The sequence below is a fragment of the Halomonas sp. 72 genome, from assembly GCF_052379785.1.
Taxonomy (GTDB): Bacteria; Pseudomonadota; Gammaproteobacteria; order Pseudomonadales; family Halomonadaceae; genus Vreelandella; species Vreelandella citrativorans.
On sequence record NZ_JBQSYY010000005.1, the window covers coordinates 97,694 to 121,948 of the forward strand.

Here is a 24,255-nt window from a genome sequence, read left to right on the forward strand (position 1 = left end):
TGTGGATTGGCTCCTGAGCGTGTTAGGCTCTGCAAATAAGTAATGCATCCGTGTAGATGCCGCTACTTGGTTATATATTGAGGGGTTACCCCAGGATTCAAGCGTATGAGTATAAAGGTTAAGCGTTCTCGCGCACAGCCCATCGCCCGTCTGCTAAACAAGTCAGGGGATATTGGCCAATTAATGCGCCAGTCTCGCTTGATAGATCAGGCCCAGTGTCATTTAAGAGCCCACCTGCCAGAAGAGATGCGCCCACATATCTTTGTCGGCGGCTTTCGCGATGGGCGCTTAACCCTGATCAGTGGGCAGGCAAGCTGGCTGACATGGTTGCGCTTTGAACAGCAGCGGCTGTTGACGCTGCTACATCAACTGCCAGGCTTTGAGGCTGTGAACGGCTTTACCTTTAAAGTACGCCCCGTCCGCCCAGTTGAAGCACCTTTGCGTAATACCCGACACTTATCCGCCAGCGCGGGAAAAACGCTCAGCGAGTGCGCAAGCGACACACACAATCCTGCGCTGCGTAAAGCGTTAGAGCGCCTTGCGGCTCACGCACCAAAATAAGCATGCCGCGCGCATTGCACATTTCTCAAATGCCAGAAACGCAAAAGCACCGCCTGAGCGGTGCTTTTTTTCATCAAGACCAGTGAGCTTGAGCACTATCAAAGGGGGGAACCTGGATAGCGCGTCATAGTTAATATCTGACACTCCTGCTTGGCAATTAGGCCATTGCAGGCGCTGCGTACGAAATAGGCGCAACAGCTTTTTCATCTTCAAACGTTACGATTTCATAAGCATCAGGCTGTGCCATCAATTCGCGGCAAAGCTGGTTATTCAGCGCATGGCCAGATTTTGTACCGTGAAACTCACCAATCAGGCTGTAGCCTAACTGATACAAATCGCCGATCGCATCCAGCACCTTGTGCTTGACGAACTCATCTTCGTAACGCAAACCGCCTTCATTGACGATGCGATAATCATCAACCACGATCGCATTATCCAGGCTTCCCCCCAGGGCCAGGTTATTAGAGCGCAAAAACTCCAAATCCTTCATAAACCCAAAGGTGCGCGCCCGAGAAACCTCTTTCACAAAAGAGGTCGTCGAAAAATCGATAAGCGCGGTTTGTTTCTGCTGTTCGAAAACCGGGTGGTCGAAGTCAATGGCGAACGAGACCTTGAACCCTTGGTGCGGAAGGAAAACGGCTTCTTTATCGCCATCTTTAACCGCGACGCGACGCTTGATACGTATAAATTTCTTTGCTGCATCCTGCTCAAGAATACCCGCCGATTGGATTAAAAACACAAACGGGCTGGCACTACCGTCCATAATCGGTACTTCGGGAGCACTTAGGTCAACGTAAGCATTATCGATGCCTAGTCCTGCAAACGCTGACATCAAATGCTCAACCGTTGCCACTTTCACACCTTCGAGTGAAAGTGCAGTGCAAAGTGTTGTGTCTTCCACTAACTCTGCGCGTGCGGGTATATGTACCACAGGCTCCAGATCGGTTCTAACAAACACAATCCCGGTGTTTGTCGGCGCCGGACGCAAAGCCATGTGGACTTTTTTGCCGGAGTGCAGACCCACTCCAGTGGCGCGGATGACGTTTTGTAGGGTGCGTTGTCTGATCATGGGCAGTGGTCGAACTCTAATGACGGTAGTACCGTAGGGGAAGGAAAGTTATCAAACAGTGTTCACTTTAACAGCAAACGAGCGTTTTAACCAATAAAACACTCGTTTGCTGGCCCGGTAAACCTATAGAAACAATCAATCGGCCTGACGGCGCAAGAAAGCAGGTATGTCCAGATAGTCGTCAGCATCGGCTGAGCGACTCTTTTCCGGACGCGGTTTGGGCGCGTGTTCAGGCGCCTCTGCACGGGCAGTTGCTTGCTGACGCATTACGGTAGGCTGCTGTAGCTTACGGTAATCAGAAGAGTCAGCAGAAGAGCGGCGTGCAGGTTCACGTGTCGTCGCTTTGGCAGCTTTCGCGCCATCTAATCCAGCAGCAACAACAGTAACACGCAACTCATCCGACATTTCCATATCGATGGAAGTTCCCACGACAATGGTCGCTTCTTGTGAAGCAAACTCTTGAACGGTGGCACCTACATCGTTGAACTCGCCAATCGACAGATCCGGGCCTGCCGTAATATTGACCAGAATGCCTCGCGCGCCATGCAGATCGATATCTTCCAGAAGCGGGCTACGGATAGCTTTTTCGGCTGCTTCACGGGCGCGGTTCTCGCCGGTAGCTCCGCCCGTACCCATCATTGCCATGCCCATTTCAGACATAACAGTACGCACATCAGCAAAGTCGACGTTGATAATACCAGGGCTTGTGATCAGCTCGGCAATACCTTGAACAGCGCCAAGCAATACATCATTAGCAGCGCTAAACGCAGTTAACAGCGTCGCGCTTTTACCCAGTACGGATAAAAGCTTTTCGTTGGGTATGGTGATCAGCGAATCAACATGCTGAGAGAGCTCTTTCATTCCCTCTTCGGCAGCGCGCATACGCTTGGGGCCTTCAAACGGGAAAGGCCGCGTAACGACAGCGACCGTTAAAATACCCAGTTCTTTGGCAACTTGCGCAACCACTGGCGCGCCGCCAGTGCCTGTACCACCGCCCATACCAGCGGTAATAAAGACCATATCGGCGCCTTCAAGCAGCTCAGCGATTCGGTCACGATCTTCCATCGCGGCCTGGCGACCTACCTCAGGGTTGGCGCCAGCACCGAGCCCCTTGGTGATTTCACCACCTAGCTGTAATACTGTTTTTGCGGATACGCGTTTAAGCGCTTGGGCATCGGTATTGGCGCAAATAAATTCAACGCCTTCAATGTTACTTTCAACCATGTGATTGACGGCATTGCCGCCACCACCACCAACACCGACTACTTTTATGACCGCACTACTTGAGGGTGCGTTATCTACTAATTCGAACATAAGCCCCGTCTCCTGAACCGCGCTTGCGGCCCTGTCAGAAATTTCCTTTGAACCAGCCCTTGATTCTGGCCAGCGCCGAATGGTCTTCCTTGATATCACGTCGAGAGAGCTCGTTGCGACCTTTGTGAGGTGCAATGACTCCCCCGTGGCTTTCTAGACCCTGCCCATGCCGCGCTTCTTGCAGTGCATAGTGCAATAAGCCGACACCTGTCGCATAAATGGGGTTTCGCACGACATCCGCTAAACCTTTAACGTTTTGCGGACAAGCAATACGAACCGGCATGTGGAATATCTCTTCCGCCAGTTCGCCGACCCCTTCCATACGTGAGGTGCCACCAGTGAGCACAACACCAGCGGCAACCATGTCTTCATAGCCACTGCGACGTAATTCGTCTCTAACCAGTGTAAATAGCTCTTCATAGCGTGGTTCGACCACTTCTGCGAGCGCCTGACGCGACAAGTCGCGTGACGGACGATCACCCACGCTAGGAACCTTAATCATTTCATCGCTTGCGGCCAATTGCGTTAAGGCACAAGCGTATTTAACCTTGATCTCTTCTGCGTGCTGCGTCGGTGTACGTAGCGCCATGGCAATATCGTTGGTGACCTGATCACCAGCAATTGGTATAACGGCCGTATGTCGAATGGCACCTTCAGTAAAGATGGCCATATCAGTGGTTCCACCACCGATATCCACCATGCAAACGCCTAATTCACGCTCGTCTTCGGTCAACACTGCCATGCTGGATGCCAGCTGCTCCAGGATAATTGAGTCGACGTCCAAACCACAGCGTCGAACACATTTCTCAATATTCTGTACCGCGTTGAGTGCTGCCGTTACCAGATGAACTTGCGCTTCTAAACGTACACCGGACATGCCCAAGGGCTCGCGAATACCGCCTTGTGCATCAATTGCAAATTCCTGGGGCAGTACATGTAAAACGCGCTGACCTTCTGAAACCGCCCTTGCCCTCGCTGAATCAATAACGCGATCAATATCAGAAGGAGTAACTTCACGCTCTTTAATAGCGACCACGCCATCTGAATTCATCGAGCTAATATGACTACCCGCAATGCCCACATATACCGAGTGAATATCGCAGCCAGCCATAAGCTCGGCTTCTTCCACAGCGCGCTGAATAGATTGAACGGTTGATTCAATATTAATGACAACGCCTCGCTTCATACCCCGTGACGGATGCGAGCCGATACCAGCAATTTCAATGCCGCCATCATCGGTAGGTTGACCGACAATTGCGACGACCTTGGACGTTCCAATGTCCAGCCCGACCACCATATTCGATGCATTGGGTGAGCCTGCCATGAGTCGGGAATTCTCCTTGTAAACTTTTTAAATTAAAATAAATAGGGATACTTAAACCAACTTATTCTTTGCCTATTATAACTTGCAACCGGTAAGCGCTGATAGCTCAATAGCGCTGTACGCTGATGTGAAGTTTAAATCTACAAAATCACCGATATCCCATAGTATAGAAACAATTGGCATAATACGACCAGCCCAAGCCCACAATAATGGGCTTGAAGTGTAATTTAAACCCCATTAATGCGTTTTTACGCGCTGTCGGCGACTTATCATGGCTAAAGCGCGTTAATTAAAACTTGAGTTAGTCTTCTGATGCCTCAAAATCGCTCTGGCCATGCCAGGCAACAGCGACACCGTTAGGATAGCGCAGATCAATATAACGAATATGCTCACTATACCTTGATAATTCGCGCTGCCAGGAGGCCGCTAAGCGTGCCAAACGCACTTCATGCTCGCGCCGGCCCAGCATAATCCAGGTACCGTTACTTAGCTGTACACGCCATGCACCGCGCGGCTCTAATCGAAACTGAGTAAGTGCCAACGACAAGTTTGCGAAATAAGGTGTTAGGCGATGATAGTAATTTAGCACCTCTTCACTGCTTCCGCTGGGGCCCGCAAGATCAGGAAGACCTGAAGGCACCGCCAGAGGTGCAAAAGCAAAGGGCTCGCCTTTCGGGTTAAGCAAAAAGTCATCATTCCAGCGCGCAACGGGCACTTGTTCCGCCAGTTCAAACACCAGCGCATTCGGCCACTCACGAGAAATACGTACTTCTTTAAGCCAGCCAATCTCCAGGGCCCGGTTACGCAGCACGCCTAAATCAGCCGATAACCAAGTGGCACCTTGAACCAAAGGGGCAAGCTGAGTGCGTAGGTAGTCTGCGCTTACGTAATCCCACTCCCCACGGATGGAAACACGCTCGATGGGCCGATCCAGCCATAGCCATAGCGCGCGCCCTCCTGCCACTAACAGTAACGCCAGAAGCAGGATACCAAACCAGGCATTACGCCTTTTCATAAGGCCTCATCATGATGCGTTCTGCTTTCCGGCAGAGTGGAGTATCTGCACCACCAGGTCATCAAATTCGATGCCCGCATAGGCAGCGGCTTGAGGCACCAAACTGTGATCGGTCATGCCAGGCACGGTATTGACTTCCAATAGCCAGAACTGGCCATTGGCATCCCGCATCACGTCCACACGCCCCCAGCCTTCACAACCAATGGCCGCAAACGCGTGCTGGCACAGCGTTGCCAGCTGCGCTTCCTCTTCTGCGGTAAGCCCACAAGGAAGATGGTACTGGGTCGTATTGGAAACGTATTTGGCTTCATAGTCGTAGAATCCGCCAGGCACTTCGACCCGAATAGCGGGCAATACACGCTCATCCAGCAGCGCCACCGTGTACTCCTCACCGACCACAAAGCGCTCGGCCATCACTCGGGCATCAAATTGTGCCGCTTCGCGATAGGCGGCCTCAAGCGCCTCCTGGCTTTTAACTATACTGATCCCAAGCGTGGAGCCTTCATGTACTGGCTTAACCATCATCGGCAACCCAAGCGTGGCGACCACTCCGGCCCAGTCTGCATCAGCCGTCAGCATAATGCTTTCCGGCGTGGGCAGCCCAATGGCTTGCCAAACCTGCTTGGTGCGCTGCTTATCCATTCCCAGTGCTGACGCCATAACGCCACTACCGGTATAGGGAATACCCAAGAGCTCAAGCGCGCCCTGCAGCGTACCGTCTTCACCACCACGACCATGCAGAGCGACAAATATCGCCGATGGCGCCATAGCCTCAAGTCCGGCTAACCCCTTATCGCGTAAGTCATAGCCTTCTGCGTTAATCTTTTGGCGTTTTAGCGCCTCAAGTACAGCGGCACCACTTTTAAGGGAAACCTCACGCTCAGCAGAAGAACCGCCGTAAACCACCACCACACGTGAGCAATCAATATTGACGTCTTTCAGGCTCACAGTTCCACCTCACTCATTTGCAGCTTCGCCTTGGCCAAGCTGAGCGAGATACCACCTACGTCGCCCGCCCCCTGAGTAATTAGGATGTCGTCGGGTCTCAGTACATTGGCCAATAGCGCTGGCAGCTCCTGCTTATGTTCAACAAAAAGCGGGTCTACCTCACCGCGCTGACGAATCGAACCTGCAAGCGTGCGCCCTTCAGCGCCAGGGATAACCGCCTCGCCCGCGCTGTATACGTCTAAAAGTACCAGCGTATCTACCTGGGACAGTACTCGAACGAAATCTTCATAGAGATCCCGAGTCCGGCTGTAGCGGTGGGGCTGATAAAGCATCACTAAACGACGCTCAGGCCAGCCAGCGCGGACTGCTCTGATGACCATATCCACTTCGCGCGGATGATGGCCATAATCATCCACTAACATAATCTTGCCGGGCGCTTTAGGCGCAGGGAAATGGCCATGCACTTGAAAGCGCCGCCCTACCCCAGCAAACCCCGCCAGACCGCGCAAAATCGCCTCGTCACTCACGCCTGCATCCGTAGCAACAACAATCGCTGCCATCGCATTAAGCGCATTGTGCTGACCAGGCATGGCAAGCCGCACGTTTAAGGGCGCAGCCTGACCAGGCCGCAAAGCCGTAAAGGAAACTTCACCACTTTGCTGCACAAAATCGGTAATCCGATAATCGGCATCTTCTGCAAAACCGTAGGTAACGAACTGGCGCTTAATCTGAGTTCGCAGTGCCCGTACATGCGGGTCATCGATACACAATATAGCCAACCCGTAGAACGGCAGGTTGTGTAGAAATTCGATAAAGGTATCTTTTAACCGTTCGAAATCGCCACCATAGGTGCTCATATGGTCAGCATCAATATTGGTAACTATCGACACCATTGGCTGCAAATGCAGGAATGAAGCGTCAGACTCATCAGCCTCTGCAACCAGATAATCCCCTTCACCCAAGCGCGCATTGGTACCGGCACTGGTCAACTTCCCACCAATGACAAAGGTCGGGTCCAGGCCGCCTTCGGCTAACAGCGTCGCCGTTAAGCTGGTCGTGGTTGTTTTTCCATGGGTACCGGCAACCGCAATCCCGTGACGAAATCGCATTAACTCTGCCAGCATCTCGGCACGACGCACCACGGGGACACGGTGCTCATGTGCCCAGCGAATTTCAGGGTTGGTCGTATCAACGGCGCTTGAAACAACCACAACGTCGGCCCCTTCGACATTCTCCTCGGCATGGCCAATCTCAACCCGAACACCACACACGCGAAGCCGCTCAATAACCGAAGAGGCTTTCATATCGCTGCCACTGACGCTGTAACCTTGATTGGCCAATACTTCGGCAATACCACACATGCCCGCGCCACCGATACCGACGAAATGAATATGCTGAATACGGCGCATACCCGGGCCGCTTGAGCTTATGCGTTGCAGCGACGATGGGGTTACTGAGTCGGTCACACGTTTTCTCCTTTGTGTAGTATCGCTAGGCATCCTTCGGCTAATCGCTCTGTGGCATCCAGGTGCGCAGCCTGGCGTGCGCGGGAAGCCATCAGCGCCAGCGTAGCGGGCTCTAACAGGTCATTTAAATAGTGCGTTAAACGCTCAGGCGTCAGCGCGGATTGCACAACGCATAGCGCAGCACCCGCATTAACCAGTACATTGGCATTGACTCGCTGGTGATCATCGACCGCAAAAGGAAACGGAACAAGAAGCGAGGGCTTTGCCGCAGCCGCCAGCTCTGCAACCGTTAACGCCCCCGCTCGACAAACCACCAAATCAGCCCAATCATACGCTGCGGCCATATCATCAATAAACGCGGAAACATCGGCCTGTATGCCATGTTCGGCGTACCCTTGTGCCGTTTGAGCGTCCCGCGACTTCCCGGCCTGGTGGCGTATTTCCGGGCGCTTACCGGGTGGTAGCGCAGCAATCGCTTGGGGCAAGCGTTCATTTAATGCCACAGCTCCTAATGACCCCCCCACCACTAACAAGCGCAGCGGGCGCCCCTGTAATGCCTCGATCGTACGCGGCACTTGGCCAAGTGTCGCTATATCTTCACGCACGGGGTTGCCAATGACGTCTGCCCGCGTACCGAACGCTTCAGAAAAGGCAGCATAGCTGCGCGTCGCCAAGCGAGAAAGCACGCGGTTGGTTAAGCCGGCAACTGCATTTTGCTCATGAACGACCAGCGGAATACCCGATAGCCACGCAGCAAGCCCGCCTGGGCCACTGGCAAAACCACCGAGGCCAACCACCAACTGCGGCTTAAAGCTTTTTATGACGTCACGTGCTTGCCAAATAGCGCGGCTAAGGTTCACAGGCGCTTTAAGCCAGCCTGCCATACCATTACCGCGCAACCCGCTCACGGCAATGGTATGCAGCTTTATACCGGCCTCAGGCACCAGCCGGTTTTCAATACCTCTGGGGCTACCCAACCACTCAACGTCAATGTTTTGCGCCATAAGCGCACGCGCAAGGGAAAGCGCGGGGATCACATGCCCGCCCGTTCCTCCTGCCATGATTAAAACACGCCGATGTGCGTTCACCGTCACAAACGACTCCTTGAAAATTATTTCGATAACCGCGGCTCATGGCGCGGTTTATAGGGGGTTGGCGCACGGCTCGGCCGCTGTCGTGTTTCTGCGTCAACCCGCAAAAGCAGACCAATCATCATGCCAATAACCAATAAGCTCGAACCACCATAACTTATCAAAGGCAAGGTCAGCCCCTTGGTGGGCAGTAGCCCCGAGCTTACCGCCATATTGATAAATGCCTGAGAGGCAATAACAAAACAGATACCGTAACTTACGTAAGCACCAAAAAGATGGCCCGCAAGTTCAGCCTTCCGGCCAATCCACATGGCGCGACTAATCAATAGGGTAAACAGCAGGATAATCGCAATAGCGCCAATCATGCCTAGCTCTTCGGCAATAACGGCAAAGATAAAATCGGTATGCGCCTCGGGTAAATAGTGCAGTTTCTGGACACTATTACCTAATCCGGTGCCTGTAACATGCCCACGACCAAAGGCAATCAGCGCTTGGGTCAACTGATAGCCGGTTGCGAACTGGTCTGCCCACGGGTCCAAAAAACTGGTCCAACGCGCCAGACGGTAAGGCTCCAGCGCCACCATCATGACCGCACCAAATCCCAAAACAGTACCACTGCCAATAAGTAACACGAGCGATGCACCACTCATCATTAACATGCCAATGACACACGTGGTGTAGACCACCATGCCGCCAAAGTCGGGCGCTAAAAACAGCAGTCCTGCTGGTAGCGCCAACACCGCAATGGGGCGCCACATGGTAAAAACACGACGGCGTAAATCATAGGTAAAACGCGACATAAACATCGCCATGTAAAAGATAAGGCCTATTTTACCAAGCTCAGATACTTGAAGACTAGGCAGCGGGCCCGGCAGCGCTATCCAGCGCTTACTGCCGTTAATTTCCTGACCAAACAGCAACACGCCTACCAACAGTGCTATGCTTATTAAAAAAATCAGTGCCGCATTCTGGCGCCATACTTCAAGGGGTACGCTAAGCATAAACAAGCAGCCTAACGTTGAAATGAGCAAGAAAACCCCATGCTGCCGAAAGTAGTAGAAGCTATTCTCCAGAAGTCCTATTGAGGCCGAGCTGACCATCACCCAGCCAATGCCTGCAAGCGCCACAGCGGCTGCAATGAGCCAGATATCACAGGGGAAGTTTCGCGTCGTTAATACAGTGTGCAAGCGCTTTAATCGGCTCATAAGGATACTCTCGCCGCACTGCTTTCCACCCAGTGACGAAAAGCATCACCTCGAACCTGGTAGTTGGGAAACTGGTCCAGGCTTGCACAGGCAGGTGACAGCAACACACAGTCGCCAGGCTCTGCCTGGCTAAATGCGGCCTCCATTGCCTGCGTTAAGTCGTTTACCTGCTGGACCGGCACATGCGCTGCTACCGCGTCTGAAATTCGATCACTATCAGCACCAAATAGCAGTGCCAGCCGCGCGCAGCGCGCCAACGGCACCGCTAACGGCGAAAAGTCAGCGCCTTTACCTACACCACCCGCCAACCAAATCAAGCGGCCCGTTAACGTAGCGCCCAACCCTTCAATAGCGGCCAATGTTGCCCCAACATTGGTGCCTTTCGAGTCGTTTATCCACGTCACCCCATTAATACAGGCCACTGTTTCGCTCCGGTGAGGCAACCCCGTAAAGGCTTTTAAGGCTTCTACCATGGCAAATGCATCAAGCGCCAACGCCTGCCCCATTGCCAGTGCCGCTAATGCATTCGTATAGTTGTGCTGGCCAGCCATTTTCAATTCACTTGCCGAAACCCATGACGTCTGCCCCTGCATGAGCATAAGCTCGGCCCCTTGCCATACCAGCCCCCAGCTGCTGTCTGTGGGCGGGTTCGCTGAAAAGCTGACAATGCCTGGCCCTGCTTGAAAAGGCCAAGTCAGGGGGTCGTCCTGATTGACAACCGCATACTGCGCGCCGTTAAAAATGCGTTGTTTTGCCAAACGATAGGCCGACATATCACCATGCCTATCCAAATGATCTTCGCTCAGATTCAAGAAAGCCGCGACTTTCGCACCCAAGACAGGCGTGGTTTCAAGCTGAAAACTGGAAAGCTCAAGAACATACAGCTCTGCATCCGGCTGCTCGGCCAATAAATCCAGTGCGGGCGTTCCCAGGTTGCCGCCAACCGCCACTCGCAAACCAGCCGCCCTGGCCATCTCACCCAGTAGAGTGGTCACCGTGGATTTCGCGTTTGATCCCGTGATAGCCGCAATGGGGACCTGGGTCGCGCGAACAAATAGCGCCGTTTCACCAATCAGCACAGGTTCGCCAGTATGCGGGTTAACGCGCCCAGCCAGGCTTTCAAGACCCGGCGAATCAGGGCCAACGCCAGGGCTAAGCACTACTTCATAAGCGTCCGTAAAATCGAGCGACGTCAGAGGGCCGCAGATGACGTCAACGTTTGGATGGGCTGCATAAAAAGCGTCAAGCCCCGGCGGCTCGCTGCGCGTATCGACGACCATAAACGGCGTATGCGTGCGTGCCAGGTGGCGGCATATTGCTCGACCTGAAAGGCCCAAGCCAACGACCACCGTGACACCCTTGGGTACTCGCACCATCTCTGGCTCCTTTGCGGTTTACGCTTAAGGCGATAACGCTACCGATTAACGAACCTTGAGCGTCGCGAGGCCCAGCAGCACCAGCACAACGGTAATGATCCAGAAGCGCACAATAACGCGTGGCTCAGGCCAACCTTTTAACTCGAAGTGGTGATGCAGCGGCGCCATACGGAAAATACGTCGCCCCGTCAGTTTGTAAGACCCTACTTGCAGGATCACCGACAACGTCTCCACTACAAAGATACCGCCCATAATAAACAGGACGATCTCCTGGCGAACGATGACCGCCACAACCCCAAGCGCCGCCCCCAGGGCAAGCGCACCTACATCTCCCATAAACACCTGGGCGGGGTACGTGTTAAACCATAAAAAGCCGAGACCCGCACCTGCAATCGTGGCGCAGAAAATAGCCAGCTCACCGGTGCCGTTTATAAACGGGATATGCAAGTAGTTGGCGAACACTGCATTACCGCTAGCGTAGGCAAACACCGACAATCCCATCGCTACCAGCACGGTTGGCATAATGGCCAAGCCATCCAGCCCGTCGGTTAAATTCACGGCGTTAGAACTACCCACAATCACCAGGTAGGTTAATACGATATAGAACACGCCAAGCGGCAGTGCGACGTCTTTAAACAGCGGCACCAACAAGCTGGTTTCAACGGGCGTGGTTGCGGTGAAAAACAGCACTAACGCAGCGCCAAGGCCTACCACCGACTGCCAAAAGTATTTCCAGCGTGCCGGCAGGCCTCGCGGGTTCTTTTCTACCACTTTCCGGTAATCATCGACCCAGCCTATCGCGCCGAAGCCCAGCGTAACGGCCAAGACCACCCACACGTAGCGGTTGGTTAAATCACCCCATATGATGGTGCTGATGCCGATGGCCAGCAGGATCATCACCCCTCCCATAGTAGGGGTGCCCGCTTTTGAAAGATGTGACTGCGGGCCATCATCACGCACGGCCTGGCCTATCTGGCCTTCCACAAGCCGGCGAATAACCCACGGCCCTAGCCAAAGGCAAAGCATTAATGACGTTAACGCGGCAAGAATGACGCGCAGGGTGAGATAGTTAAAAACCTGAAAGCCCGTATAGTACTGAGCTAAAAAATTCGCCAAGTAAAGTAACATGAACGGCGTTTACCTTATTTCATCCGAGCACAGCGCAGTAATGATCTTTTCCATACCGGCGCTACGCGACCCTTTAACCAACAACGTGGCATTGGGCGGCAAAGTATTAATGACATGACGCACTAGCGTCTCGTGGTCGTCAAAATGCTGCCCGCGACCGAAGGCGTCACAAGCTGGACGCGCGTTATCACCCAACGTCAACAGCCCGTCGATGCCAAGCTCAGCCGCATAGCGGCCCATCTCAGCATGCAGTTTTTCCGTTTCGTCTCCCAGCTCACCCATGGCGCCCAGCGCGCACCAACGCGGCGCGGGGAAACGCATTAACGTCTCCATAGCGGCTTTGACCGCCCCTGGGTTGGCATTATACGTATCGTCTAACAGCGTGGCACCATTAAGCCCCGAAACGATACTTAGCCTTCCCTTCAACGCGCGTAGGGTCTGCAGACCTTCAATCACATCCGTGGGCGTGACGCCTATCGCTAATGCGGCCGCAGCCGCGGCCAGCGCATTGCTCACGTTGTGCTTACCTGGCATGGCAAGCTGCACATCGCCCAGCGGTTTGCCATGTTGAACAAGCGTGAAAGCATACCGCCCCTGAGAGTCACAGGAAAGCGCCGAGGCATGAACATCCGCAGTACTATCAAACCCAAAACTGATCACACGGCGCGGCGACGCACAGGCAGCCCAAAAGGGGTAGTAACGATCATCGCGATTGAGCACCGCGATGCCCTGCTCACTTAGACCGCTCAGCAGCTCGCTTTTGGCTTGGGCAATATGCCCCATACCTCCAAACTCGCCAACATGCGCGCCCGTTACGTTGGTGATCACCGCTACATCCGGTACGGTTAATCGACTGGACCAGGCGATTTCGCCCAAGTGATTTGCGCCTAGCTCAATCACGCCTGCTTGATGCTCGGGCGCTAAGCGTAAAAGCGTGAGAGGTACGCCAATATCATTATTAAGATTGGCTTTGGTGGCCAACACGTTACCCAACGGCGATAACAGCGCAGCCGTCATCTCCTTCACCGTCGTTTTGCCACTATTTCCCGTGATACCGACTAACGGAATCCCGCACTGACAGCGCCACGCGCCCGCTAAAAGCCCAAGCCCCAGGCGTGTATCAGGGCATACCAACTGAGTCAGTGGACTTTCAACAACGGACTCAACCAGTGCTGCCGCCGCGCCTTTGTCGCGGGCCTGTTCGATAAAATCATGACCATCAAACCGCGGCCCTTTAAGCGCGATGAATAAGCAGCCAGGCACAATCTGCCGAGTGTCCGTCACAATGGAGGTAAATGCGCGCGATGCATCGCTGGCGGGCACCATAATCCCCAGCACTCTGGCGGCATCGGCCAGTGTCCAGTTCATTGTGCACTACCCCGCAATGCAAACGCCTTCATGACTTCATCTTCATCGTTATAAGCGTGGCGGACGCCGTTGATCTCCTGATAGGCCTCGTGGCCTTTCCCTGCGACCAGAATCACATCATTTTGAGCTGCCTGCTGAATTACTTGACTGAGCGCGTGACGACGGTCCGCTATTTCGAGCAGTGTTGCCGTTGAGGCGAGCCCGGCAATAATGTGCTGACGAATCTGCGCTGCTGACTCGCCCCGTGGATTATCGTCAGTCACCACGACCACATCCGCCAGCGCCTCCGCCGCTTTTGCCATTTCTGCGCGCTTGCCTGTGTCGCGCTCACCGCCACAGCCAAACACACACCACAGCTTGCCCGCCTTGCTTAAATGGGCGCGCAGCGCTGTGAGCGCATTGTGTAACGCATCAGGAGTATGGGCATAGTCAATCACCACACCCGGAACGCCTTTTGCGTGATAAAGCGCCATACGGCCAGGTACCGGGGTAAGCGCAGCGGCAGCCTCGAAAAGTGAGTTAATCGAATGGCCCCATCCATAAAGCGTCGCCATGGCCAACAACACATTATCCAGGTTGAAGCGCCCGACCAGACCCAGCACTAACATGCGCTCGCCTTCGGGCGTGGCAATAAGTGCTTGCTGGCCTGTTTCGCTTGTCTGAACGTCCATCACCCGTAGCGTTACGGCCTCATCCTGACCGACCGCCAATACGCGAACGCTTTGATCACAACCAGCCAGCATCAATCGCGCCAGAGGATCATCGGCATTAACCACTGCAAGCTCAAGCTCGCTACGTCTGAACAGCTTCGCCTTGGCCGCGGCATAAGCCGCCATGCTGCCATGATAATCAAGATGATCTCGCGTTAGATTGGTAAACACGCCCACCTTTATATTGGCAGCATCTAAACGATGTTGGTCAAGGGCATGAGAGGAAGCCTCAAGCGCTACTCGCTTAATGCCCTGAAGCGCCAGCTCTCCAAACGCCGCCTGCAGGGCTAAAGGCCCCGGCGTGGTGAGCCCAGTATCCACTAGCTGGCCTGGGCGGCCTACACCCAGCGTTCCTACCACACCCGCCGGAACACCTAGCGCTTCGCTAAGTTCTGCAATGTAATGAGTAACGGAGCTTTTACCATTGGTACCGGTGACGCCAATAACCTCAAGGTCATCCGGAACATTAAAAAGTTGTTTACCCAACTCTCCCAAGCGGGCAGCCAGATGTGGCAAGTAGAGTACACGCCCATCCCAGGTCGCATGGCGCTCCGTGGTATGCGCCAGCACCAGCGAAGCGCCTTGCTCAAGCACTGCGCGAATAAAATCGCGCCCGTCACGCTGACTACCTGGAACAGCTACAAATATATCGCCGACTTCCAGCGCGCGTGAATCGGTGGTCAGACGTAAAGACGCGGGTAGTTCGGGAAGCGGCTGCTCAAACGAAGCACCCGGCCATACTTTGCTCAGCGCACTCCATACATCGGTGGGAGCCAACGTCATGCCATCTCCTTAGCCATTCTTACTCGTCAACTTCATGGTCTGGCGGTACGTCCAACAAGCGCAATGCGTTGCCTGTCACGCTTGAAAAGACCGGAGCGGCCACTGCACCGCCATAAAATTCACCCGCTTTAGGGTGATCAATCATCACCACGGTCACAATACGCGGGTCGGAAATAGGCGCAATGCCTGCAAATACACTGCGATAAGCATCCGTGGTATAACCGCCCTGCCCCGACTTACGCACAGTCCCGGTTTTGCCTCCCACACGATAACCTTCAACGCGTGCGCGCCGACCACCGGTATAGGCGGCAACGGATGTCTCCAGAATACTCAGCAAATCATTGGCGACGGCGGGCTCAATGGCAGGCAGTCCTTGGGGCGGTTCAGAAAGGCGTAGCAATGAAGGCGGTAAGCGCATACCACCATTAGCCAGCGCGGTATAAGCACTGGCTAATTGAACAGCCGAGGTAGACAAACCATAGCCGTAAGAGAGCGCTGCCCGCTCACTACGCGACCAGCGCACCGGGGCCGGAAGGCTGCCCGTTGACTCCCCAGGAAAACCCGTTCCAGGGGATTGCCCCAGCCCTAGTTGGTTATATTTTTCCCACATAGCCGTATCGCTTAACTGCAACGTTAAACGGGACATACCCACGTTGGATGAGTGCTCCAAAATACCAGCAAGCGTCAACTCACCATAATCGCGAAAGTCACGAATGGTAAATTGATCAAGACGCATCCAGCCAGGCGACGTATTCACAACGGCATCGCGATCAACAATGCCGCTTTCAAGAATGGCAGCCATGGCCAGCGGTTTCATAACAGAGCCTGGCTCAAACACATCAACCAGCGCCTGGTTACGCAACCCACGTGGATCAAGCCCGGTACGATTATTAGGGTTATAAGAAGGCAGGTTAGCCATCGCCAACACCTCGCCGGTGCGGGCATCCATCATGACAAGTACGCCACCATCGGCTTCATGCTCAGCCACCGCCGCTCGAAGCTCCCGGTACGCCATATATTGAATGCGCTGATCAATTGAAAGCACCAAGTCACCGCCTGGCTGCGCTTCACGTATGACGCCTAGCTCGCGCACCAAACGCCCACGGCGGTCTTTAATGACGCGGCGCTGGCCAGGGTGACCGGCCAGGAAAGGCTGATAAGAGAGTTCCAACCCCTCCTGCCCCCTATCATCTACATTGGTCACGCCAAGTATCTGTGCGGCGACCTCGCCAGCAGGGTAGTAACGCTTGTACTCGCGCTGGGGATACACGCCGGGCGTGCGTAAATCCAGAATCCGCTGGGCCGCTTGAGGCGTCATCTGGCGGCGAAGATACATAAACTCACGGCTGCTATAAAGTTCAACCCGCGCCTCAAAGTCATCCGGCGACATGCCTAGCGCCTGCGCCAGCATAACGCGCTGAATACCATCTTCGGGTAGCTCTTGAGGATTGGCCCACAGCGTAACAACCGGTGTTGAGATCGCGAGCGGCTCGCCGTTTCGATCCGTGATCATGCCGCGGTGCGCAGGGATCGCTTCATGGCGAAGTGTTCGCGCATCTCCTTGGCTCTGTAGAAAGGGTCGGTCAATCACCTGTAGCAGCGTGATGCGCCCAATAAGGATGCATGCCACTACGCAAAATACGATCAATATAAAGTAAAAACGACCGTTACCTAACGGGGGGGCAACAGGTAGATGACGGGGCATCCCTCCCCGACGTTCGCCTCTCATGGTCGTATCACCTCAACATCGTGCACATCAGGAATACGCATATCCAGGCGCTCCGTCGAAATTTGCTCAATACGAGCGGGTGTCGACCAAGCGCCCTCTTCTAAAAGCAGCTGCCCCCATTCGGTCTGCAGCTGATTTTTCTCCTGCCCAAGCTGTTGCAGCTGAGCATACTGAACGCGCGTTAAATGAGTAACAACAACGGTGGCTAAGCCACTAACAATGCAGGCAAAAAAAAGCAGGCAAATAACCAGCGGCCACGTGCGAAAACGTAGTTTAAAGGGCCATTCAGTGCGTAGCGTTGAGCTCCAACGCTCAATCCGATCCATGCTCATGGTTATACTCGTTTTCGGGCAGCCCGCATAACGGCGCTGCGCGCACGTGGATTGCCGACCACCTCTTCATCACTAGGGCGTACGCCTTTGCCCAACGCTTCAAGACGGCGATTTAACTGATCATCACGGATAGGCATACCACGCGGTAGATGCGAATCGCCGCGCACATAATGACGTATAAAGCGTTTTACACGGCGATCTTCCAGTGAGTGGAAACTGATAACCACAAGATGACCACCGGGCGCTAGCGCTTCAAGGGCTGCGTCTAAGGCAGCATCAAGTTGATCTAGTTCACCATTTAGATAAATTCGTAACCCTTGAAATGCTTTGGTCGCAGGGTGCCGCCCCTTTTCCCAAGCAGGATGGGCTTTTTTTAGCACCTCGGCCAGGTCGACCGTATGCGTAAACGGCGTTTCAACACGCCGCTCGACCACCGCGCGGGCCAAGCGCTTTGCATAGCGCTCTTCACCGTAGGCTTTAAACACGTGAGCGATATCCGCCTCTTTAGCACGCGCTAAAAATGTGGCTGCACTTTCGCCTTGCGTCGGGTCCATACGCATATCCAGCGGACCATTGCGCATAAAACTAAACCCACGCTCAGGGTCATCCAACTGCGGAGAAGAAACACCTATATCCAACAACACGCCAGACAGCTTGCCAAACACACCCTGCTCACGCGCATAGTCAGCCAGGCGGGCGAATTCACGCTGGGTAATTTGAAAACGCGCATCATCGATTTCAGCGGCAGCAGCAATAGCCTGGGGATCACGGTCCATGGCCATCAGGCGCCCCTGGTCGCCAAGGCGAGACAGGATTAACCGTGAATGACCGCCACGACCGAAGGTGCCATCTAAATAAATACCGTCAGGAGTATGTACAAGGGTATCAACCGCCCCTTCCAGTAATACGCTGGTATGGCGAAACGGTGAAACGACCTGGTCAGCGTCAGGAGAAGGCATGTTACTCTCACACAAATCTCATAGAAAAATAAAAGGGGCTCGCTACTGCGGGCCCCTTATGGAAATGGGGAGTCGGCCGATAAGCCGGGTTCTGTCGTGGACAGTCATTCCTCTAGGCACTGCGTCACCACAGCGCTCAAGCAACCTACCCGGACCCAGCGCGGGCCACGCCTTTGGGTCCCTATTTGGTCTTGCTCCGAGTGGGGTTTACCATGCCACGCACTGTTGCCAGGCGCGCGGTGCGCTCTTACCGCACCCTTTCACCCTTACCGGCCCTTTGAGGTTTATTTCAAAAGGCTTAGGCGGTCTACTCTCTGCTGCACTTTCCGTCGGCTTACGCCGCCCAGGCGTTACCTGGCACTCTGCCCTATGGAGCCCGGACTTTCCTCCCCCAGCCCATCAAAAAGATGGGTTAGCGGCGACTGTCTGGCCAACTCCGGCGGCAAGCATACCAGCGCCCTCGCTTCGCCTCAATGCTCGGTTTTAATTGCCTGTAATCTTGCATACCACTCTTGTTTACGACCGCCCAGCATTCGAGCCACTATCGCTGCTCCTTGCTTGACACCTACGCCCTCATCCAGCAGCACTTTCATCAACGCATCTGCACCAATATTCTGATGTTCGCTTTGAGTGACGGGCGGGGCGCCTGCCATCATCACCACAAACTCGCCTCTTGCCTGGTTAGGATCTTCTGTTAGCTGCGCCAGCAGGGCTTCCGGAGTGCCCTGAAGAAAGGTCTCAAACGTTTTAGTCAACTCCCTGGCCAATACCACGCTACGTTCAGGCATTTGGTCACGCAGCGCCTCCAGGGTATGCACAATGCGGTGTGGGGATTCGTAAAATACCAGCGTTTCTTCCCGAGCTTGCCACTGCTCCAGCGCCTGGCGGCGCGGGCCTGGCTTGGCGGGTAAAAAACCGCAAAACGTAAAGCGATCAGTCGGCAGACCCGCCCCAGAAAGCGCCGTTACAAAGGCACAAGGCCCGGGCAGCGCCACCACATGACGGCCACGCACGCGCAGCTCTCTCACCAGCACAAACCCAGGATCACAAATAAGCGGCGTTCCAGCATCGCTAATCAATGCAATGCTTTCGCCTGCCTCCAGATAAGCATCCAGGGCATCCACTCGACGCGCCTCATTATGTTCATGAAGCGACAGCATGGGTGTATTAATCCCCAAATGCGCCAATAAGCGGGCGCTATGACGCGTATCCTCTGCCGCGATGCGCGATACTTCCGCTAATACCCGAGCTGCACGCGGCGATAAATCGTCCAAATTCCCAATTGGGGTGGCAACCACGTACAATGTACCCGGATTGTGGTGTGTCATCGTGACTCCCGATTTGTTAATGGCTTGCTCTGACGGTGCGCTATGCTTGTGCTATGCCAACTTACCTACTGACATGCGGCGACAGCGCAAATGAAAACTAAGGAAGGATACATGAAACAGTCTCTGCGTGGCGTACTCGCCACAGGCCTCTTGGCACTTCTTATGACTGGCTGTGCGATGCAATCGCCCAGCGTGGTCGACCGCGCGGACGATCAGGAAGCGGGCCGTCTGCTCAATCAGGCAGAACAGCAGGCCCCGGATCAAGCGGCTAAAACTCGTCTCGAAGCAGCCACCATTTTTGCCCAACAAGGGCAGCGGCAACGTGCTTTTGAGACAGCCGATGCGCTTGATGAAGTCAGGCTTTCAGACACGGATCGCGTTCGCTGGGCACTGCTTTTTTCTGAATTAGCGCGCGGCATGGATGATCCACGCGCTGTGCTGCGTGCCACGCAAGTGCTCAACGACGACCTACCCATTCAGGATGATCAACGCGAAACGCTGACAGAGCGCCAGCGCTGGGCGCGTACCGCGCTTGATGAACCCGATATGGAACAACTGACACTACCAAGCCTTGAGGGTCAGGACATAAGCCGCATCATTGTGGCCCTGCCCGAATCAGGCCCGCTTAGCGGCGTCGCCAATACGCTATCGACCGCCATGCGTCGCCATCACGAGATTCGCGGTGACAATATACAGCTCAGCTTCATCGACGCATCACAATATTCGATGGATGAGATTTATAGCCGTGCAGGACAGATGAACGCGCAACTGATTATCGGCCCCCTCGCCAAAGACGAGGTTAGCCAACTCGAACAACGCAATAGCGTACCGCTTCCCACCCTTGCGCTGAACTATGGAAGCGGCGAACAGAACCGTGCCGCAGGTCTTTTCCAGTATGGCCTTTCCGCTGAAGATGAGGCCCGCCAGGCAGCACGCCGCGCATACCAGGACGGGCATCGCCAGATGTCGGTAATGGTGCCGGATAATGACTGGGGACGCCGAGTCGGCGAAGCATTCTGGAATGAGTTTCACGGCCAGGGTGGCGAAGTGACGACGGCGGTACGCTATAACCCGGACAGCGCGGTCACCAATGCCGTACAAACCGCCTTAAACGTGAGTGGCGAACGTGCTCAACTGGGCAGTATTGATGCCTTGTTCCTACTGGCCTTGCCTGACTACGCTCGCCAAGTCCCGCCCACCATGGATTACTACTACGCGCCCAACCTGCCTATTTACGCCACCTCCCACCTGCATGAAGGGCACTTACAAGCGCGTCGTGACCAGGATCTTGACGACGTCATGTTTATGGATATTCCATGGCAAATTCCTGACGCCGCTGTCGGTGGTGAAGAAGTACTCCCGTTCTACCCTACTTACCAGCGTTTGAGCGAAGAGTCTGACGCCTCCATGTTCCGCCTAATGGCCATGGGCGTAGATGCCTATGAAATTGCGACCGAGCTTTCAGATATTTCAGCGCTAAATGGCCTACGCGGCAGCACGGGAACGCTCTACCTGACGGGTGACGGCCGCATATATCGCGAACTACCCTGGGCGAAGTTTCAAAACGGTGTCCCGGCGCCCATTTTAATCCCTGGGCAATAATGGCAAATAACGCCCAAACTGCCCGTAAACGCGGCGCAGCCATTGAGCAGTTAGCTGCTCAATGGCTGCAGCAAAGGGGTCTTACCCTCGTTACCCAAAATCATCACGTAAAGGGTGGCGAGCTTGACCTGGTGATGCGCGACGGTGACACACTGGTGTTTGTTGAAGTAAAGCATCGGGTAACTACGCGATACGGACACCCTCTGGAAACCATCACGCCGACAAAAAGAAAGCGCCTAATTCGGGCCGCTCAGCTATATCTTGGTAATTTCGGCCTTACATCGCCTTGCCGCTTTGATATTCTTGCCATTACGGGCGCTCCGCCCACTCTCGAGTTCCACTGGGAGAAAGCGGCTTTTGATGCCTACTAATTCCATTTTAACCAGGAAGCCCTAATGGACTTTCAATCGCGCATTCTTAACCACTTTAACGCCAGCATAGACACCAAAACCTATGCGAGCGAAGTACTCCCCCCCTTTATCGAAGTCGCCAGTCAAATGATGGTTCAGTGCCTGGTTAATGAGGGAAAAATTCTGGCATGCGGTAATGGAGGCAGTGCGGGCGACAGCCAACACTTCTCTTCTGAACTGCTCAACCGGTTTGAGCGGGAACGGCCAAGCTTGCCTGCCCTTGCGTTAACCACCGATACATCAACGTTGACATCCATTGCCAACGACTACAGCTATAACGAAGTATTTTCCAAACAGATACGCGCCCTGGGGCAGCCAGGCGACGTATTGCTGGCAATCTCTACCAGCGGTAATTCGGCTAATGTCGTGCAGGCTATCCAGGCAGCTCACGACCGTGAAATGACGGTTGTAGCATTAACCGGGCGAGACGGTGGCAACATGGCTTCCTTGCTGGGTCAGGATGATTGCGAGATTCGCGTCCCTGCCACATCAACAGCAAGAATCCAGGAGATTCACCTACTGGTCATTCACTGTTTATGTGACCTTATTGATGAACAGTTATTCGGCAGCGCTGACTAACGGGGCAGTACCCTACCACTCATCATTTTCATTAAGATAAGGAGTCATCCAACATGGCCCTGCGCTTTTTCTCTCGTCCGTTACTAGTTGCGACACTAGTAGCTGCTGCTCTGATCAGCGGCTGCGCCACGCACAGTGCTTCCAACCCCTCTAACTATGGGCAGCTCAGCAAGGACGTTAAAGCGGTCGATGCGACCATTGAGCGCGAATCCAAGCGTGCGCTGGACCAGGCCGATGCTCGACTGGCCGATGCCCGCATTCGTACGCACAGCTATAACGGTACATTATTATTGGTAGGCCAGGTCCCCAGCGAAGAACTACGCACGAAAGCGGGTAATGTTGTGCAAAACCTGCGTGGCGTTAACCAGGTGCACAACGAGCTCACCATTGCGGGCAATCTGCCCGCCACCCAGCGCCTAACCGACACATGGATAACGACCAACGTTGTAAGCACACTCGCCACCAACGACCGCATCGACTCCTCCAAGATCAAAGTAACCACTGAAAATGCCAATGTTTACTTGATGGGCTCGGTCTCCCACGAAGAGTCTGATCGAATCGTTGCTGCGACCTCTTCTTCAGTTGGCGGTATTCAGCGCATTGTCAAAGTATTCGAATACATTGATTAACCAGCTCTTGGGCCTATAAAAAAACCTCGCATAGTCACTATGCGAGGTTTTTTATGGCTTGACCTTTTATAGTCTGACCAGATAGCACTGGCGCTATTTTACGACGCGCAGTGTTGGCTTCTTCTTGGACGTCGAAGACGTTGAGGACGCTTCAGAAGCATCTTCAAGGTTGCCGCCAGAAACAGGCTCCGTCACCGTCAATTCAGGCTTGGAAGGTGAGTCAGGCGCCTCATCAAACTGCTCCTCTTCATCCCCTTCTTCAGCAAGCTCAGGCTCGTGACCAAACACCATGCCCACACCATTTTCACGGGCATAAATAGCAATCAGCGCAGGAATGGGCACCATCACTTGCATCGGCTGGCCGCCAAAACGTGCGTTAAAACCAATTGCCTGATTCTCCATAAACAAATCACGCACGGCTGTTGGCGCCACGTTCAACACAATCTGACCATTCTGTACAAACTGGCGCGGCACTTCGACCCCAGCCTGCGTCGCATCAACGACCAGGTAAGGGGTTAGTTCATTATCCAGCAACCACTCATAGAGCGCTCGGGCGAGATAGGGGCGACTTGATTTCATAAGACTCCCTCCTCCTGACAAGTAAGACCCCAGCCCTTACCGGACGATGGGGCCATGTAAATTCAAGTACGCATCTCTTTTTCGCGCTCACTCAAAGATGCTTTGAACGCTTCCCGCTCAAACACTCGCGACATGTAGCTTAAAAGTGGCTTAACCTGCTTTTCAGGCAGCTCAATATTAAGATCTGGCAAACGCCACAAGATCGGCGCGAGACAGCAGTCCACCAGAGTGAACTCTTCGCTCATAAAGAAAGGCATATCTTCAAAGATCGGTGAAATACCAATCAGGCTTTCACGCAGCTCTTTACGCGCCTTGTCCGCCTCTTTCTTCCCACCGCTACGGATCTGGTCAACCTTGGGGCACCACTCTCGCTCAATGCGGTGCATCCAAAGACGGCTCTGCGCACGGGCCACAGGGTAAACTGGGAGTAACGGTGGATGCGGGAAACGCTCATCCAAATACTCCATCATGACTTTTGACTCATAGAGCACTAAATCACGATCCAACAACGTGGGCACACTGTTGTACGGGTTGAGGTCTGCTAAATCTTCAGGCGGCTGCTCTTCGTTAACATCAACAACATCAACGGCCACCCCCTTCTCAGCCAGAACAATGCGCACACGATGACTAAAATGATCATCACTACCTGAGTAAAAAATCATCGACGACCGCTTGGCCACAACACCCATGAAAGCATCCTCGCATTAAAACAATTATGGATAATAACACGCCAGAGGCACCTTATGGTAA

The 24,255-nt window shown here is 54.1% G+C and carries 23 protein-coding genes and 1 other RNA gene; 5 read left to right on the top strand and 19 right to left on the bottom strand.

The annotated features are described in order from the left end of the window. The first annotated feature begins 105 nt into the window (after positions 1–105). Entirely contained in the window at positions 106–561 is a 456-nt protein-coding gene (locus tag ACT3T6_RS07275) for a DUF721 domain-containing protein (RefSeq protein ID WP_193053781.1), read from the top strand. 157 nt (positions 562–718) lie between these two features. On the opposite strand, the gene lpxC is transcribed toward ACT3T6_RS07275, so the two are convergent. The 17 genes from lpxC to rsmI all read right to left on the bottom strand — a co-directional run bounded on the left by lpxC (position 719) and on the right by rsmI (position 19,706). Further along, on the bottom strand, positions 719–1,630 hold the full coding sequence (gene lpxC, locus ACT3T6_RS07280) for a UDP-3-O-acyl-N-acetylglucosamine deacetylase (protein ID WP_172116351.1): 912 nt from the start codon (positions 1,628–1,630) through the stop codon (positions 719–721). A gap of 135 nt (positions 1,631–1,765) precedes the next feature. After that, a complete protein-coding gene (gene ftsZ / locus ACT3T6_RS07285; RefSeq protein ID WP_172116350.1) occupies positions 1,766–2,944 on the bottom strand; it encodes a cell division protein FtsZ in 1,179 nt (392 codons plus the stop codon). Positions 2,945–2,978: 34 nt separating this feature from the next. Beyond that, the gene (ftsA, locus tag ACT3T6_RS07290) at positions 2,979–4,268 is read right to left on the bottom strand and encodes a cell division protein FtsA (RefSeq protein WP_193053782.1); all 1,290 of its coding nucleotides are present in this window, start codon (positions 4,266–4,268) and stop codon (positions 2,979–2,981) included. Between the two features lie 301 nt (positions 4,269–4,569). Next, positions 4,570–5,283 carry a cell division protein FtsQ/DivIB gene (locus ACT3T6_RS07295; RefSeq protein WP_193053783.1) on the bottom strand — a complete coding sequence of 238 codons (714 nt, stop codon included), beginning with the start codon at positions 5,281–5,283 and terminating at the stop codon, positions 4,570–4,572. Between the two features lie 9 nt (positions 5,284–5,292). Then, positions 5,293–6,231: a D-alanine--D-alanine ligase gene (locus ACT3T6_RS07300; protein ID WP_287077841.1), complete on the bottom strand. Its 939-nt coding sequence runs from the start codon at positions 6,229–6,231 to the stop codon at positions 5,293–5,295. Continuing rightward, positions 6,228–7,640, bottom strand: a complete 1,413-nt coding sequence (murC, locus tag ACT3T6_RS07305) for a UDP-N-acetylmuramate--L-alanine ligase (RefSeq protein ID WP_226913474.1) — start codon at positions 7,638–7,640, stop codon at positions 6,228–6,230. The genes ACT3T6_RS07300 and murC overlap by 4 nt, the downstream gene beginning before the upstream one ends. 53 nt (positions 7,641–7,693) lie before the next feature. Next, the gene (gene murG, locus ACT3T6_RS07310) at positions 7,694–8,791 is read right to left on the bottom strand and encodes an undecaprenyldiphospho-muramoylpentapeptide beta-N-acetylglucosaminyltransferase (RefSeq protein WP_193053785.1); all 1,098 of its coding nucleotides are present in this window, start codon (positions 8,789–8,791) and stop codon (positions 7,694–7,696) included. 17 nt (positions 8,792–8,808) lie between these two features. Continuing rightward, entirely contained in the window at positions 8,809–9,993 is a 1,185-nt protein-coding gene (gene ftsW, locus ACT3T6_RS07315) for a putative lipid II flippase FtsW (RefSeq protein ID WP_193053786.1), read from the bottom strand. After that, on the bottom strand, positions 9,990–11,369 hold the full coding sequence (gene murD, locus ACT3T6_RS07320; RefSeq protein WP_193053787.1) for a UDP-N-acetylmuramoyl-L-alanine--D-glutamate ligase: 1,380 nt from the start codon (positions 11,367–11,369) through the stop codon (positions 9,990–9,992). Before murD ends, ftsW begins: the two co-directional genes overlap by 4 nt. A gap of 45 nt (positions 11,370–11,414) precedes the next feature. Next, on the bottom strand, positions 11,415–12,497 hold the full coding sequence (gene mraY, locus ACT3T6_RS07325) for a phospho-N-acetylmuramoyl-pentapeptide-transferase (protein ID WP_087109356.1): 1,083 nt from the start codon (positions 12,495–12,497) through the stop codon (positions 11,415–11,417). Positions 12,498–12,506: 9 nt separating this feature from the next. Further along, positions 12,507–13,865: a UDP-N-acetylmuramoyl-tripeptide--D-alanyl-D-alanine ligase gene (locus ACT3T6_RS07330; protein ID WP_193053788.1), complete on the bottom strand. Its 1,359-nt coding sequence runs from the start codon at positions 13,863–13,865 to the stop codon at positions 12,507–12,509. Continuing rightward, on the bottom strand, positions 13,862–15,358 hold the full coding sequence (locus ACT3T6_RS07335; protein WP_193053789.1) for a UDP-N-acetylmuramoyl-L-alanyl-D-glutamate--2,6-diaminopimelate ligase: 1,497 nt from the start codon (positions 15,356–15,358) through the stop codon (positions 13,862–13,864). The genes ACT3T6_RS07330 and ACT3T6_RS07335 overlap by 4 nt, the downstream gene beginning before the upstream one ends. A 19-nt stretch (positions 15,359–15,377) precedes the next feature. Beyond that, positions 15,378–17,087 carry a peptidoglycan D,D-transpeptidase FtsI family protein gene (locus ACT3T6_RS07340; RefSeq protein WP_172116340.1) on the bottom strand — a complete coding sequence of 570 codons (1,710 nt, stop codon included), beginning with the start codon at positions 17,085–17,087 and terminating at the stop codon, positions 15,378–15,380. Next, a complete protein-coding gene (gene ftsL / locus ACT3T6_RS07345) occupies positions 17,084–17,419 on the bottom strand; it encodes a cell division protein FtsL (protein WP_172116339.1) in 336 nt (111 codons plus the stop codon). The genes ACT3T6_RS07340 and ftsL overlap by 4 nt, the downstream gene beginning before the upstream one ends. 2 nt (positions 17,420–17,421) lie before the next feature. Next, on the bottom strand, positions 17,422–18,378 hold the full coding sequence (rsmH, locus tag ACT3T6_RS07350; RefSeq protein WP_193053790.1) for a 16S rRNA (cytosine(1402)-N(4))-methyltransferase RsmH: 957 nt from the start codon (positions 18,376–18,378) through the stop codon (positions 17,422–17,424). A gap of 64 nt (positions 18,379–18,442) precedes the next feature. Then, an RNA gene (gene rnpB, locus ACT3T6_RS07355) (RNase P RNA component class A) lies at positions 18,443–18,816 on the bottom strand. A 32-nt stretch (positions 18,817–18,848) separates the two neighbouring features. After that, positions 18,849–19,706 carry a 16S rRNA (cytidine(1402)-2'-O)-methyltransferase gene (rsmI, locus tag ACT3T6_RS07360; RefSeq protein WP_193053791.1) on the bottom strand — a complete coding sequence of 286 codons (858 nt, stop codon included), beginning with the start codon at positions 19,704–19,706 and terminating at the stop codon, positions 18,849–18,851. A gap of 111 nt (positions 19,707–19,817) precedes the next feature. Here rsmI and ACT3T6_RS07365 point away from each other — a divergent pair, with 111 nt between their 5' ends. From ACT3T6_RS07365 to ACT3T6_RS07380, 4 genes are read left to right on the top strand one after another with little or no spacing between them, the layout of a single operon-like run. Beyond that, on the top strand, positions 19,818–21,308 hold the full coding sequence (locus tag ACT3T6_RS07365; protein WP_193053792.1) for a penicillin-binding protein activator: 1,491 nt from the start codon (positions 19,818–19,820) through the stop codon (positions 21,306–21,308). Further along, on the top strand, positions 21,308–21,679 hold the full coding sequence (locus ACT3T6_RS07370; protein ID WP_087109372.1) for a YraN family protein: 372 nt from the start codon (positions 21,308–21,310) through the stop codon (positions 21,677–21,679). Before ACT3T6_RS07365 ends, ACT3T6_RS07370 begins: the two co-directional genes overlap by 1 nt. A 24-nt stretch (positions 21,680–21,703) precedes the next feature. After that, a complete protein-coding gene (locus ACT3T6_RS07375; RefSeq protein WP_172116335.1) occupies positions 21,704–22,297 on the top strand; it encodes a phosphoheptose isomerase in 594 nt (197 codons plus the stop codon). A gap of 53 nt (positions 22,298–22,350) precedes the next feature. Further along, positions 22,351–22,926, top strand: coding sequence for a BON domain-containing protein (locus tag ACT3T6_RS07380; RefSeq protein ID WP_193053793.1), 576 nt, complete (start codon positions 22,351–22,353; stop codon positions 22,924–22,926). Positions 22,927–23,019: 93 nt separating this feature from the next. Here ACT3T6_RS07380 and ACT3T6_RS07385 read toward each other — a convergent pair whose 3' ends face one another. Together ACT3T6_RS07385 and sspA are read right to left on the bottom strand one after the other, a co-directional pair. Further along, positions 23,020–23,505: a ClpXP protease specificity-enhancing factor gene (locus ACT3T6_RS07385; protein ID WP_193053794.1), complete on the bottom strand. Its 486-nt coding sequence runs from the start codon at positions 23,503–23,505 to the stop codon at positions 23,020–23,022. Between the two features lie 62 nt (positions 23,506–23,567). Beyond that, on the bottom strand, positions 23,568–24,194 hold the full coding sequence (gene sspA / locus ACT3T6_RS07390) for a stringent starvation protein SspA (RefSeq protein WP_172116332.1): 627 nt from the start codon (positions 24,192–24,194) through the stop codon (positions 23,568–23,570). Positions 24,195–24,255 lie beyond the last annotated feature (61 nt).